General features: G+C 57.5%; 11 protein-coding genes. 6 read left to right on the top strand and 5 right to left on the bottom strand.

Going from position 1 to position 13,752, the window contains the following annotated elements; all coding sequences use genetic code 11:
• Positions 1-4: 4 nt before the first annotated feature.
• The 3 genes from ACO0LO_RS14240 to ACO0LO_RS14230 all read right to left on the bottom strand — a co-directional run bounded on the left by ACO0LO_RS14240 (position 5) and on the right by ACO0LO_RS14230 (position 3,406).
• Complete coding sequence (locus ACO0LO_RS14240) at positions 5-1,168, bottom strand: acyl-CoA dehydrogenase family protein (protein WP_422964890.1); 1,164 nt, start codon at positions 1,166-1,168, stop codon at positions 5-7.
• Positions 1,169-1,293: 125 nt separating this feature from the next.
• Positions 1,294-2,451 carry an acyl-CoA dehydrogenase family protein gene (locus tag ACO0LO_RS14235; RefSeq protein WP_422964889.1) on the bottom strand — a complete coding sequence of 386 codons (1,158 nt, stop codon included), beginning with the start codon at positions 2,449-2,451 and terminating at the stop codon, positions 1,294-1,296.
• Between the two features lie 73 nt (positions 2,452-2,524).
• On the bottom strand, positions 2,525-3,406 hold the full coding sequence (locus ACO0LO_RS14230) for an SDR family oxidoreductase (RefSeq protein ID WP_422964888.1): 882 nt from the start codon (positions 3,404-3,406) through the stop codon (positions 2,525-2,527).
• A gap of 225 nt (positions 3,407-3,631) precedes the next feature.
• Here ACO0LO_RS14230 and ACO0LO_RS14225 point away from each other — a divergent pair, with 225 nt between their 5' ends.
• The 3 genes from ACO0LO_RS14225 (at position 3,632) to ACO0LO_RS14215 (ending at position 9,108) form a co-directional block, all read left to right on the top strand.
• Positions 3,632-4,834, top strand: a complete 1,203-nt coding sequence (locus ACO0LO_RS14225; RefSeq protein ID WP_422964887.1) for an acetyl-CoA C-acetyltransferase — start codon at positions 3,632-3,634, stop codon at positions 4,832-4,834.
• A 54-nt stretch (positions 4,835-4,888) separates the two neighbouring features.
• On the top strand, positions 4,889-7,039 hold the full coding sequence (locus tag ACO0LO_RS14220) for a 3-hydroxyacyl-CoA dehydrogenase NAD-binding domain-containing protein (protein WP_422964886.1): 2,151 nt from the start codon (positions 4,889-4,891) through the stop codon (positions 7,037-7,039).
• Between the two features lie 392 nt (positions 7,040-7,431).
• Complete coding sequence (locus ACO0LO_RS14215; protein WP_422964885.1) at positions 7,432-9,108, top strand: MutS-related protein; 1,677 nt, start codon at positions 7,432-7,434, stop codon at positions 9,106-9,108.
• Between the two features lie 10 nt (positions 9,109-9,118).
• Here ACO0LO_RS14215 and chrA read toward each other — a convergent pair whose 3' ends face one another.
• Entirely contained in the window at positions 9,119-10,468 is a 1,350-nt protein-coding gene (gene chrA, locus ACO0LO_RS14210; RefSeq protein WP_422965161.1) for a chromate efflux transporter, read from the bottom strand.
• A gap of 153 nt (positions 10,469-10,621) precedes the next feature.
• Between chrA and ACO0LO_RS14205 the strand changes: the two genes are divergently transcribed.
• Positions 10,622-11,251 carry an ATP-dependent Clp protease proteolytic subunit gene (locus tag ACO0LO_RS14205; RefSeq protein WP_422964884.1) on the top strand — a complete coding sequence of 210 codons (630 nt, stop codon included), beginning with the start codon at positions 10,622-10,624 and terminating at the stop codon, positions 11,249-11,251.
• 93 nt (positions 11,252-11,344) lie between these two features.
• On the opposite strand, the gene ACO0LO_RS14200 is transcribed toward ACO0LO_RS14205, so the two are convergent.
• Complete coding sequence (locus tag ACO0LO_RS14200) at positions 11,345-12,544, bottom strand: multidrug effflux MFS transporter (protein WP_422964883.1); 1,200 nt, start codon at positions 12,542-12,544, stop codon at positions 11,345-11,347.
• Positions 12,545-12,770: 226 nt separating this feature from the next.
• Here ACO0LO_RS14200 and ACO0LO_RS14195 point away from each other — a divergent pair, with 226 nt between their 5' ends.
• Both ACO0LO_RS14195 and ACO0LO_RS14190 read left to right on the top strand, forming a co-directional pair.
• A complete protein-coding gene (locus tag ACO0LO_RS14195) occupies positions 12,771-12,980 on the top strand; it encodes a hypothetical protein (RefSeq protein ID WP_422964882.1) in 210 nt (69 codons plus the stop codon).
• Between the two features lie 174 nt (positions 12,981-13,154).
• Positions 13,155-13,682: a GNAT family N-acetyltransferase gene (locus ACO0LO_RS14190; RefSeq protein WP_422964881.1), complete on the top strand. Its 528-nt coding sequence runs from the start codon at positions 13,155-13,157 to the stop codon at positions 13,680-13,682.
• Positions 13,683-13,752: the final 70 nt, after the last annotated feature.

Raw genomic sequence — 13,752 nt, 5'->3', positions numbered from 1 at the left:
CTGGCTAGTATCCTAGTTGTCTGGCGATAAGATCTTTCATGATCTCCTCCGCCCCGCCGCCTATCATGTTGACCTTCACTTCGCGGTAGATACGCTCCACCCGCGTACCGCGCATGAAACCCATGCCGCCCAGCGTCTGCACGGCAGTGTCGGCGCAGAACTGCATGGTGCGGGTGGCGATATTTTTCAGCATGCAGATTTGTGCAACCAGTTCACTGCCCTGCTGCTCCGGCTGCCCCATGCGGTAGGCGGTATCTTCCAGCAGGGCCCGCACGGCGCTGATCTGCGTGGCCATCTCCACCAGCTTGTGCCGGACCACCTGATGATCCAGCAGCCGCTGGCCGAAAGTATGGCGATCCCGCGACCACGCCAGCGCGTCTTCATAGCACACGCTGGCGAATCCATAGGCGCCTGCCGCCATGCTGAAGCGCTCGGTATTGAAGTTACGCATGATGATGCGAAAACCCTGTCCTTCGGCGCCGATCAGGTTGGCGGCCGGAACGCGGCAATTGTCAAAATGCAGTTGCGCCGTGTCGGATGCCCACCAGCCCATTTTCTTCAGTTCGGCCCGGCTAAAGCCCGGCCTGTCACGCTCGATCAACAGCAGCGAGATACCGCCTGCCCCCTTGATATCGGGGTTGGTGCGCACGGCAACCGTAAAATAATCGGCGCGCATGCCGGAGGTGATGAAAGTCTTTTCGCCGTTGACGACATAGGTGTCGCCATCCAGCACCGCCGTGGTCTTCAGCGCGGCCACGTCAGAGCCACCCGAAGGTTCCGTAATCGCCAGTGCCGAGATATTTCTTCCAGCAATGACATCCGGCAAAATTCGCTGTTTCAGTTCTTCGCTGCCGCCATACATCAGCGGCGGCGCGCCTATGCTGTGCGACAGCAGCGAGGCAATCACGCCGCCGCTGCCCGCCCTGGACAACTCCTCCGAAGCGATCAGGTGGTGAAACGCGTCCACGTCCGGCGAGCCGCCATACGGTTCCGGAAAGCCCAGGCCCAGCAACCCGATCGCGGCGGCTTTTTGGTAAAGTTCACGCGGAAAAGAGGCCGCCTCATCCCATTCATTGACGAAGGGCGTGATTTCGCTGGCGACAAAGCGGCGCAACATCTGCCGAAAATCTTCGTGCGCGGGCGTGTAGTAAGCAGGATTGGAAATCATAAAATATCAGGGATCGTAGCCCAGATGGAGCGCAGCGCAATCCGGGAATATATTTCAGGCCCGCGTGACATTCCCCGGCTTGCGCTACGCCCCACCCAGGCTACAGGGTGGAACATCGGAATCTGCTATCTGGATTTGCCGGGATGTATGCCCATCGTCTTTGCAATGATGCCCATCATCACCTCGTCCGCGCCGCCGCCTATCGATGCCAGGCGACCATCGCGATACATGCGCGACACCAGGTTTTCCCATGTATAACCCATGCCGCCCCAGAATTGCAGGCAGGTATCCGGCACGGTGCGCATCAGCCGCCCTGCTTTCAGCTTGGCCATTGACGCCAGTTCGGTCACATCCTGCCCCTGTATGTACAGATCGCAGGCGCGGTAAGTCAGCGCGCGCAGACTTTCCACTTCGGTCTTCAGTTCAGTCAGCTTGAAATAGACATACTGGTTGTCCAGCAGCCGGCCGCCGAACATCTGGCGCTCCCTCGCCCACTCGATGGTCCACTCTATGCAGTTGGTCAGCGACTGGATGGAATTGGCGGCAGCCCACATGCGCTCTTCCTGGAACTGCATCATCTGGTAGGTGAAACCCATGCCTTCCTGGCCGACGGCATAATGCTGCGGCACGCGCACTTCATCGAAATAGATCAGCCCGGTATCGGACGAATTCATGCCGATTTTCTTGATTTTCTTTGCCACGCTGATGCCCTTGGTATCCATCGGCACCATGATCAGCGTCTTGTTTTTATGCGGAGAACCGTCGGAGGTGTTGGCCAGCAAGCACATCCAGTCTGCCTGCAAGCTATTCGTGATCCACATCTTGCTGCCATTGATCACATAGTCGCCGCCATCCTTGCGCGCCGTGGTCTTGATCGACGCCACGTCGGAGCCGCCGGATGCTTCCGAAACGCCTATGCAGCCGACCATGTCGCCGCTGATGGCCGGCGCCAGGAACTGCGATTTCAGCGCGTCCGAGCCGAAGCGGGCCAGCGCCGGCGTACACATGTCGGTCTGCACGCCGATGGCCATCGGTACGCCGCCGCAATGGATATGACCCAGGGTTTCCGCCATCATCAGCGAATACGAATAATCCAGTCCCAGGCCGCCGTATTCCACAGGCTTGCACAGGCCGAGAAAGCCCAGGTCTCCCATCTTCTTGAACAATTCCCTGGCAGGGAATATTTCCGCCTCTTCCCATGTGTCTACATGCGGATTAATCTCGGCATCGATAAAGCGCTTCAGGCTGCGCTGCAGTTCCTGGTGTTCGTGGGTAAATTGCATGATGTCTCCTGCTTTATATGTATGTTTATATTTTTTGGCCACCTCAGTCGCGCGGTGCCGGCGGCCGGGCGAACTATTTTTCCTGCAAAACCTTGGGCATGACAGCCAGTGGAAATCCATCATACGGCTGCACCGCTGCGGTCGCCGCAATCTTGTCCTGCCCTGCCGCCCAGCCCGCGCGCATCTGCGGTCTGCCGCCGTCTATGCGCAAGGTGGTGCCGGTGATGAAGCTGGCAGCCTCCGACAGCAGGTAGACAATGCCGGCGGAAATCTCGGCCTCGGTGGACATCCGTTTCAACGGCACGCCCTGCGCCGCGCCGCGCAGCACCGGCGCCATTTCGGGAGGGTAGCTGTCCATGCCGCTGGAAGCCACGTAACCCGGCGCCACCGCATTGACCCTCACCCCGTAGTGGGCCCATTCCAGCGCCGCCGTTTCGGTAAAGCTGACCATGCCGGCCCGTGCGGCGCCGGAGTGTCCCATGCCCGGCATGCTGCCCCACATGTCGGCAACGATATTGACAACGCTGCCGCCATGATCCTGCATCCACTGGTTCAGGCATTCGCGCGCCATCAGGAAACCGCCGGTCAGATTGGTCTTGACGACCGCTTCCCAGCCTTTCAGCGAAATATGCTGCAACGGTGATGGAAACTGCCCACCCGCATTATTGACTAGGCCATCAATGCGGCCATGCAGCGCCAGTACATCCCTGACGGTCTCAGCCACGGCGTCTTCCAGCCGGATATCGCAGGCATGGCAGCTGGCGACACCGCCTGCCTGAGCAATCTCATCCCTGACGGCCTCCAGCTTCTCCAGCTTGCGGCCAACCAACGCCACCGTCGCGCCCAGAGCGGCCAGTTCATGCGCGGTGCAGCGGCCTATGCCGGAGCCGCCGCCGGTCACTACGACAACCTGCCCTGCCATCAAATCCGGTCTGAAAATTGTTCTGTATGCCATGAATATTTCTCAAAAAGATGCTTAAAAGTAAAGCGGGGAGCGCTCCAGGCTGGAACCATTCTACTAACCAAGCAGTTGCTTTGTAAAGTATAAAACTTTAAGATAAATGCATACAATGCTTGAAAAGCAGGGCTCGACGGCAAGCCGAAGCTGAGGCCGATCGAATAAACCTGCCTGTCAAATAAGAACTTGAGCGATGAACTCGCTCTATACCAGGAGACCGGAATGAACGAAGCATATTTATACGACGCCCCCCGCACCCCGCGCGGCAAGGGAAAAAAGGATGGTTCCCTGCATACCGTCAAACCGGTGACACTGCTGGCAGGCCTGATGCGGGACATGCAAACCCGGCTGCAGCTGGATACCGCGCTGATCGATGACGTCGTGCTCGGCTGCGTCACGCCTATCGGCGACCAGGGGGCCGATATCGCCAAGACCGCCGCGCTGGCGGCAGGCTGGGACTGGAAAGTGGCCGGCGTGCAACTGAACCGCTTTTGCGCATCAGGACTGGAGTCGGTGAACCTGGCAGCGCAGAAGGTGCGTTCCGGCTGGGAAGACCTGGTTGTAGCCGGTGGCGTGGAATCCATGTCGCGCATCCCCATGGGTTCCGATGGCGGCGCCTGGGCCGCCGACCCTGAAACCAGCCTGCAGACCGACTTCCTGCCGCAAGGCATAGGCGCCGACCTGATCGCCACGCTGGAAGGTTTTTCGCGTGAAGACGTGGATGCGTTTGCGTTGCGCTCGCAATTGAAAGCGGCTGCCGCCCGTTCCGGGGGCCGCTTCAAATCGATACGCGCAGTCAGGGACATCAACGGACTGGCGATACTGGAAGAGGACGAATTCATCAAGCCCAACTCCACGATGGAAGCGCTGGCCGGCCTGAAAGCATCATTTGAAATGCCGGGCAAGATGGGATTCGACAGCGTGGCAATACGCAAATACCCACAGGTGGAGCGCATCAACCATGTACATACCGCAGGTAATTCGTCTGGAATCGTTGACGGCGCCGCACTGGCATTGATAGGCAGCGATGCCATGGGCAAGCGCCTGGGCCTGACGCCGCGCGCGCGGATTGTCGCTTCGGCGGTGACCGGCACCGATCCCACCATCATGCTGACCGGCCCCGGCCCGGCCACGGTAAAAGCGCTGGCCAAGGCGGGCCTGACGATCAAGGATATCGACCTGTTTGAAGTGAATGAAGCGTTCGCCGCAGTCGTGATGAAGTTCATGAAAGACCTGGGCGTACCGGAAGACAAGGTGAATGTTAACGGTGGCTCGATCGCGCTCGGCCACCCGCTGGGCGCCACCGGCTGCATGCTGCTGGGGAATCTGGTGGATGAACTGGAAGCGCGGCAACTGAAGCGTGGTCTGATCACGTTGTGCGTAGGCGGCGGCATGGGTATAGCGACCATTATTGAGCGGGTATAGCCCCCGCCCTTCGCTGTTGCCAGAGCCATCCAACCAATTCAAACAGAGACAAACATGATCAACTACAGCAAAGATCCCCGCGGCATCGTCACGCTGACGATAGATATGCCCAACCAATCCGTCAACACGATGAACGCCGCCTTCCAGGCCGCATTGCACGATAGCGTGACGCAGCTGGAACAGGAAAAAGAAGGCATCTCCGGCGTCATCATCGCATCCGGCAAGGAAACTTTTTTCGCAGGTGGTGACCTGCGTGAACTGATCAAGGCGAAGCCTGAACACGCGCAGGAATTTTCCGGCATGGTCGAGCAAAACAAGGCAGTCCTGCGCCGGCTGGAAACCTTGGGCAAGCCCGTTGCCGCGGCCATTAACGGTAGTGCACTGGGCGGCGGCTTGGAGCTGGCGCTGGCCTGCCACTACCGGGTCGCGCTGGATAGCCCAAAAACAAAAATAGGCTTTCCTGAAGTAACGCTGGGTTTGCTGCCGGGCGCAGGTGGCGTCATCCGGACGGTACGGCTACTGGGTTTGCAGGAAGCCATGCCCTACCTGATAGAAGGCAAGCAGGTTACACCGGCTGCCGCATTGAAAGCAGGCCTGATCCATGCCGTGGCTGCAGACCGAGAACAGATGTTGCAGCAGGCCGCAAGCTGGATACTGGCCAACCCGCAAGCAAGGCAACCGTGGGACACTGAAGGCTACAAGCTGCCCGGCGGCGCACCGAACTCGCCCAAGCTGCTGCCGATGATCATGGTCGCACCGGCTATGCTGCGTGAAAAGACCAGGGGCAATTTCCCGGCGCCGGAAGCTATCCTGTCCGCCATGGTGGAAGGAGCGCAGGTCGATTTCGACAATGCGCTGAAGATAGAGGGCCGTTACTTCACCCATCTGGCAATCGGGCAGGTGGCAAAAAACATGATAGGCACTTTTTTCTTCCAGATGCAGGAAATCGGCGCCGGCAAGAGCCGGCCTAAAGACGTGCCGAAGTGGAAAGCGGGCAAAGTCGGCATCCTGGGCGCGGGTATGATGGGCGCTGGCATTGCGGCAGTTACCGCTGCGCGCGGCATACCCTGCGTACTGAAAGACGTCAGCCAGGAACAGGCGGAAAAAGGTAAACAGGCCACAGCAGCCGTCCTGGAAAAGAAAGTAAAGCAGGGCCGTCTGTCTGCCGACAAGGCCGCCGCCCAGCTGGCATTGATCCATGCAACCGGCGATGGCGGGGAGCTCGCCGGCTGCGACCTGATCATCGAAGCGGTCTATGAGCAGCGTGAACTGAAAGCCCGAGTCACGCAGGAAGCCGAACCCCATCTGGCAGCCAACGGCATCATGGCGTCCAATACGTCCACGCTGCCCATTTCCGGACTGGCGAAGGCGTTTTCAGACCAACAGCGCTTTATCGGCCTGCATTTCTTTTCGCCCGTCGAAAAGATGCAGCTGGTGGAAATCATCAAGGGTGCCCACACCAGTCCGGAAACGCTGGCGCGCGCCTACGACTACGTGCAGCAGATAGGCAAGACGCCTATCGTCGTCAACGATGCACGTGGCTTTTTCACGAGCCGCGTGTTTGGCACCTTCGTCAATGAAGGCATTGCCATGCTGGCAGAAGGCCTGCCGGCAGCGCTGATCGAGAATGCGGCGTTATCGGTAGGCATGCCCGTGGGCCCGCTGGCGGTGCAGGACGAGGTGTCGCTGAGCCTGTCGCTGCATGTCGCCAGCCAGACCAGGGCCGACCTGGAGGCCGAAGGCAAGGCCCTACCCGCCTACCCGGCCGGCGCCGTCATCGAACAGATGGTCAAGGAATACAAGCGCGCCGGCAAGGCTGCGGGCGCCGGTTTCTACGAATACCCGACTGCCCCCAGGATCAACGGCGGCAAAAAATACCTGTGGCCCGAACTGGCCCGGCTATATGCAAAACCCGGCTTCAGCCTGCCGTATGAAGACGTCAGGGACCGCATCCTGTATATCCAGGCGATAGAGACCATCCGCTGCTTGCAGGAAAACGTGCTGGAGTCCGTGCGGGATGCCAACATAGGCTCCATCTTCGGCATAGGCTTCCCCGCCTGGACCGGTGGCGCCATCCAGTTCGTCAACCATGTGGGAGTGAAAAAATTCACGAAGCGCGCCGCGCAACTGGCGAAAAGCTACGGCGAACGCTTTACACCACCCGAACTGTTGCTTAAACATGCAGCAGATGGCACAAACTTTTAGGCAAACGATGGATTTGCCGGCTGGACATGCTATAACGATATAAACAATTATTGATTATCCTGCTCAGTCGTGTAAACCAGTGCAGCCACTGCGGCGTTATCAGCGATATGCCTGTATGTTTAAAGGAAAGGAGTCCTCTCATGAATCATAAATCAAGAGCCGACGCAGCAAGGCGCGTGCCGTGGGCTATGGTCTTCCCGATAGCGATAGGACTTATCGCCTTGACGCTGGTGTTGTGGCACTTTGTCCAGCATCACTGACCGCTAGACTCAGCAAACCGATTTCTTGCACCCGGTTCAGTTCTGAGCCGGGAATTTTCTAGCCTCTCTTGAATTTCTTGCGATCAATCCCACTTCCTCCTCATTGTTATCACATTTCTATCGAAAGAAATAATGAGCGAACGGGAATCCATGACGGCGCTTTCCTTATCGGCAGCAGTTCCCCCTCGACAGGCCAGTTCCCGATGGAGAAATTTCTTTCACCTGTTTGGCAGTTTTTTTCAAATCGCCCAGCCTACCAGCCTTGACCTGCCTTTCACAATTGAAGAAATCGCGCGCTTTCATCATCTAGTGCGGCAAAACTCCGGCAATTGCCTTGACGACCAAACCTGGAAAGACCTTGAACTGGGCGACTATCTGGATAGCCTGTCTTCGGAGCTCAGTATTTTTGGGCAGCAGTCGCTCTACCATCGTCTGCGCGCCGGGGCAGATTCAGAAACCCTCACCTCAAGCCGAGCGCGGATGACATTGTTAGCGAATGACAGCACCCTTCTCGTACGGCTGTGCGCCGCTTGCCGTCCGTTAAGAGAAACGGCTACCGAAATAAGCAGCGTTTTGTTCGGTGAAACGGTAGAGCAAACGCCGGGCTGGAGCAAGCTGGCCCAGGCCCTCCCCTTTTTCACAGTAGCTGCACTGGCGTTTTGCTTCGTCACTCCATATGCATGGTTTGCCGCTGCGCTGGGTTTTATTCTCCCTGTCGTCGCACAGTTGGAGATGCATGAGAAAATAGAGCACTGGAAGTACACCTCAGCGGCTCTGCAAAAACTTCTTGTCACCAGCGAAGCCCTAGCTTCGATTCCTAAAAACGATGGCGCCCTGCGATTGCAATCTTTCACCGAAGGGCGGGAGCGGATGACGCGACTCTACCGAAGCATTGCACCGCCTCCCTACCTGAATATGCCGCTAGTGTCGGCATACGCAAACTGGATATTCCTGTCCAATGTCAGGCATTATTTCAACGCTCAAAAACAGCTTAAGCTGCATAGCACTTTTTTACAGCAATGCTTTATTGAGGCAGGTAGGCTGGAAGCGGATATTGCTCTGGTTCGCCACCTGAATAATCTGACCATCCAGCAGCAATTCTGTTGGGCAAAAAAAGGCGAAGCAGGCTCGCTGGAGTTGACGGATGTCGTCAATCCCTTGCTGCCTGGCGCCGCGCGGATATCGGTAAAGCTGCAGGCTAAGGGCATCTTCCTTTCAGGCCAAAATGGGGCTGGCAAAAGTACTCTACTGCGAACGGTAGGTTTGAATCTGGCCAGCGCCCGAGCTTTCGGTTTCTGTTATACCAGCCACGCAGAATTACCGGTATCGGACATCCAGACCAGTATTCAGATTGAAGACTCCCTGGCGGCCGGCGAGAGCCTATATATGGCTGAACTAAGACGCGCAAGAGAATTACTGGCCTATGCACAAGGGCCCGCGCCCTGCATCCTGATCATAGACGAGATATTTCGCGGCACCAATCACATGGAAGGCGTGTCGGCAGCGGCAGCCGTACTGCATACGCTGGCAAAGCACTCCCTGCTCATTGTGTCGTCACACAATCTAGTGCTGGCGCCCCTGCTTTCAGACAGCTTGCTTCCGTATCACATAAAACGCGCCCACGGACATGAAAATGACGCACTTCAACTGTCCTTAACGCCGGGCGTGCTCAGCAGTACCAACGGTATTGCCATGCTGTCGTCAAGCGATTTTGGTCCGGACATACCGGATATAGCAAATAGAATATATTCATGGCTCAATACCTGCATCGGCGATCCCGCGCAAGCCACGGTGCCACCCAAGCTCTAACGTCTACCGTTTACATGCCGGGTAGATAAATCTTTGCAAGCAGGCCTGCGACGGCGCAGGCGGCTATCACACGGATCACGTTTTGCCGAAACCTGATCAGCGACAATAAAGCGACAACGGTGATGGCGGCGGCGATCCAGTCCGTTTGTCCGTGAAAGCCGTTTGGCCACCATACGTGGTATCCGAAAAACACCGCCAGGTTCACGATCACCCCAACCACTGCAGCAGTGATGGCCGTCAGCGGCGCCGTGAACCTGAGTTCATTGTGCGTGCTTTCTATCACCGGACCACCAGCCAGGATAAAGAGGAAGGACGGCAAAAAAGTGAACCAGGTAACCAGTACCGCCGCCAGCGCGCCGGAAAGAAACAGGTTGTCGCTCCCCAGCAGCGCTTTCAGGTAGCCGCCGACAAAAGCGACAAAGGCCACCACCATGATCAGCGGACCCGGCGTGCTCTCCCCCAGTGCAAGCCCGTCCATCATCTGCGTGGCGGACAGCCATCCGTAATGCATGACCGCTCCCTGGTACACATACGGAAGCACCGCATAGGCGCCGCCAAAGGTCAGGAAGGCCGCCTTGGTAAAGAACCATGCCATCTGCGTATAAGCGTGCTCCCAGCCGAAGAATGCAACCAGCACCGCCATGGGTACCGCCCATAGCAGCATACCGGCCAGCACTATACGGAGCAAAGCCCTCCAGGAGAACATGGCGTGGGCCGGCGTCGGCGTATCGTCATCGATGATCGCAGGGCCAAATTGCTTTCCTGGCCCGCCGTGATGGCCGCCAGGTTTGAACTTATCTGGGGCTATCCTGCCGCCAGCAAAGCCTGCCAGCGCAGCGCCGCCCACAATCAGCGGAAAAGGCAGGTTAACGATAAAAATGGCGAAAAAAGATGCCACGGCAATAGACCACAGCCAGGCATTTTTCAGCGTGCGCGAACCTATCCGGTGCGCGGCCTGGAAAACGATGGCCGTCACGGCCGGCTTGATACCATAAAATAAACCGGCCACCACCAGGACATCCCCAAAGGCAATGTACAGCCAAGAAAGTGCAATCAGCAAAAACAGCGACGGCAGCACAAACAAGGCGCCTGCAGCGACGCCGCCGCGCTTTCCGTGCATCAGCCACCCTATGTAAGTCGCCAGTTGCTGCGCTTCCGGCCCGGGCAGCACCATGCAAAAATTCAATGCGTGCAGAAAGCGGCGTTCCGATATCCACCGGCGATTCTCAACCAGTTCCTGGTGCATGATGGATATCTGGCCGGCGGGGCCGCCAAAGCTGACCATACCCAGCTTCAGCCAGAATTTAAAAGCATCCCAGAAGCTCACATCCAAAGATGCGGAAGCTATTCTGTTTTTTATTTCTACCGGTGATGGAACATTTTTATCAATCAAAGCAGGCCCGCTATTGAATTTAGGAATTTTGCAATTAAATATGATAGCTGAGGAAACTCACTATAATTCAGACAGGAATATCTTTTACAGAAAAAGATATGCACGGAGCAATATCCGAGCGTGCCTCGCAGCGAACAACCAAAACAGGAGAATCAAATGGAAGAAACAGGCAACAAACCGGAAGACAGCAAAGATATCGGCAAGGATGACCGTATCGAAGGAAAACTCCTGTTCAAATCGCGCTTTGTCACGATCTTCGGCGAAATCAACGACCGCTCGGCGCGCGCCGCCTGCGAAAGGCTGATCGCGCTATCCGAAGAATCAGATGCGCCCATTCATGTGCTGATCTCGTCCCCCGGCGGCCACGTCGAATCCGGCGATGCCATCCATGACATCATCCGTTTCGTGCGCGCGCCAGTCACAACAATAGGCACCGGCTGGGTAGCCAGCGCCGGTACGCACATTTTCCTGGCGGCGCCCAAGGACAGGCGCGTCTGCCTGCCGAATACCCGTTTCATGATCCACCAGCCGGGCGGCGGTGCGGGCGGCCAGGCTTCCGACATCGCGATCCACGCCAAGGAAATTTTGAAGACCCGCGAACGCATCGCGCGCGAAGTGTCCACCGAAACCGGCCAGCCGCTGGAAAAAGTGATGGCGGACATGGAGAGGGATTTCTGGATGAGTGCGGAGGAAGCAGTCAAATACGGCATCGTTTCCCGCGTCATCAACCACCAGAAGGATCTGGCCTGATAACAGGTCCGGCATAGCAGTCTGGTAAGACAAAAGCCCCTGACAGCATGCTGTTCAGGGGCTTTTTGCTGGTTGACGGCCAGGCAGATGTCGTCAGCCGGGGCTTGTGCTTGCCTCAAGGGCCGCCTGCTTGGGCTGCCCCAGCAGCCAGCAGCTAAAGCTCAGCACCAGGCCGACAGCGACACCGCAGGCGAGCTTGAACGCGCTTTCAAACAGTATCGGCGCCACAAAACCGGATACCAGAGCAAACATGAACATCTGTATGAATGCCTGCAGCGAAGATGCGAGGCCACGGTTATCCGGGAAGTAGCTCATGGCGATGATGGTGATGGCCGGGGTAATCAGCGCCAGGCCAAACGCATAGAAAAACAGGGGCATGACGGCCCAAGGCACTTCTGCCGCAAAAAAATGGTTATAGGCGACATTGGCGACGGAAGCCGCCGCCATGATGCCATAACCTGCCAGTATCATCGTCTTCGGCGTAAAGCGGGCAGCATGTTTGGCCGACATTGCGGACCCCGCCACCATGCCGCTGATCAGCGGGATGAACAGCCAGGCAAACGCGGTTTCGGGCTTGTGCAGGATATTCATCACGAAATTGGCAGCAGAGCCTATGTATAAGGCAAAACCGCTGAAACTGAGTCCGACGGCAAGCGCCAGCAGCAGGAAGCGGTGATGCTTCATCACTTTCCAGTAGTTCGCCGCGATGACCACCGGATGGAAGGCATGGCGCGACGCAACGGGCAGGCTTTCCGGCAGCGCGCGATAGCATACGACGAACATCAGCACGCCAAACGAGGTCAGGAACCAGAATACGGAGCGCCACCCCATGCTCACCTGCAGCCAGCCGCCCAATATGGGGGCGATTGCCGGCGCCAGGCCGAACAGCATCATCACGTGCGACAGCATGCGCTGTGCATCCGCGCCGGCGAATTTATCCTGAATAATGGCGCGGCTGACCACCGAGCCGGCGCCGGCAGCCAGCCCCTGCAACACGCGGCATACCAGCAGCCCGCCAAAAGACGGCGTCATCGCGGCGCCCAGCGAGGCCAGTATATAAACCACCAGCGACACCAGGATGACAGGCCGGCGTCCGAAGGAATCGGACAGCGTCCCGTAAAACAGCATCATGAAGGCAAAGGTGAACAGGAACAGGCTCAGGCTTTGCTGCATCAGCAGCGGGCCGACATCAAATGCCTTCGCAATCGCCGGGAATGAGGGCAGATAGGTATCGATCGCCAGCGGGCCGACCATCGATAATCCGGCCAGGATCAGGGTTAACAAGCGGTTCATGCCGAATTCCAGAAGCAAAACCTCCGATTTTACGCGAGGCCCGGTTACGGCGCCAAAAAAACCTGCAGGCCGCTGCGGCCAGGTCCGAAGTTTCGCCGGTCACCACGCTGAAATCATTGCTGACATGTTTGAAACATATCGAAACAATTCCCCGTCAACAGGAAAACGGCAACCACCGTTATATGCTCACGTAGGCACTGCTACGACAACCCCAAAGGAATCCACCATGAACAAACTGATCCTCGCTCTCGTTGCTACCACTTTCACAATGGGCGCCGCTTTCGCGCAAACGCCTGCAGCAGCTCCGGCCGCACCTGCCGCCGCTCCAGCAGCAAGCACGCCAGCTGCCGCTCCTGAAAAAACCGCAAAGAAAAAACACAGCAAACATAAGGCAGCGAAAGACGCGGCAGCAACAGACGCAGCGCCTGCAAAATAAGCTGAAGCTCTACTGATTTCAGACTTAAGCATGCAAAGGGTTCGGCCATTCGCGGCCGGACCCTTTTTTGTATCTGTCAACGTACAGTAATCAGCGCTGACATGGCAACAGCGGTGACAATGCAGCCAAATACGGTCAAAATGAGCACTGCTTATGATGAACCGGAAGATTTCCATGCTATTACGTACCGCAACCCAGGCCGATGCCGCCGCGATCGCCCATCTGCATGCAGAGAACTGGCGCCTGGCCTACCGGGGAATTCTGCAGGATGCCTATCTCGACCATGAAGTGCATGGCGAACGGCTGGCTTCCTGGGAAGAGCGCCTGAGCACCCCTATTCCCGGCCAATATACCGTAGTCGCCGAAGAAGACGGCATAGTCCACGGTTTTGCCTGCGCATTTGCCAACGAAGACCCGCAGTGGGGCCACTACCTGGACAACCTGCATGTGGCCGCCGGCAGCAAAGGGAAGAACATAGGCGCAACGCTGATGGCGGATGTCGCCGCATGGTGCAGCGCCATTGACGCCGGCTGCGGCATGTATTTATGGGTGCTGGAAGCCAACCATGCCGCCATTCGCTTTTACCAGCGCATGGACGGCATAGTCGATGGCGACGAAATGTGGGAGCCTCCCGGCGGCGGCAAGGTGCTGACGCTGCGCTATACCTGGCCGGACCTTGCAGTCTTGCACGCCAAAGCATAAGCGGAGCATATCGCTCCGCTTGATTAACTACTTTTTCAATCTGCCGCGCCGGCCAACACCAACTTTCCGG

Origin of the sequence: Undibacterium sp. TJN25 (assembly GCF_049339885.1) — a bacterium.
Taxonomy (GTDB): Bacteria; Pseudomonadota; Gammaproteobacteria; order Burkholderiales; family Burkholderiaceae_D; genus Undibacterium.
This window is presented reverse-complemented; position numbering and strand designations above follow the sequence as displayed.

Coding starts and splice junctions, on each gene's coding strand:
- ACO0LO_RS14240 (WP_422964890.1), bottom strand. CDS start 1,168: ATGATTTCCAATCCTGCTTACTACACGCCCGCGCACGAAGATTTTCGG.
- ACO0LO_RS14235 (WP_422964889.1), bottom strand. CDS start 2,451: ATGCAATTTACCCACGAACACCAGGAACTGCAGCGCAGCCTGAAGCGC.
- ACO0LO_RS14230 (WP_422964888.1), bottom strand. CDS start 3,406: ATGGCATACAGAACAATTTTCAGACCGGATTTGATGGCAGGGCAGGTT.
- ACO0LO_RS14225 (WP_422964887.1), top strand. CDS start 3,632: ATGAACGAAGCATATTTATACGACGCCCCCCGCACCCCGCGCGGCAAG.
- ACO0LO_RS14220 (WP_422964886.1), top strand. CDS start 4,889: ATGATCAACTACAGCAAAGATCCCCGCGGCATCGTCACGCTGACGATA.
- ACO0LO_RS14215 (WP_422964885.1), top strand. CDS start 7,432: ATGAGCGAACGGGAATCCATGACGGCGCTTTCCTTATCGGCAGCAGTT.
- ACO0LO_RS14200 (WP_422964883.1), bottom strand. CDS start 12,544: ATGAACCGCTTGTTAACCCTGATCCTGGCCGGATTATCGATGGTCGGC.
- ACO0LO_RS14195 (WP_422964882.1), top strand. CDS start 12,771: ATGAACAAACTGATCCTCGCTCTCGTTGCTACCACTTTCACAATGGGC.
- ACO0LO_RS14190 (WP_422964881.1), top strand. CDS start 13,155: ATGCTATTACGTACCGCAACCCAGGCCGATGCCGCCGCGATCGCCCAT.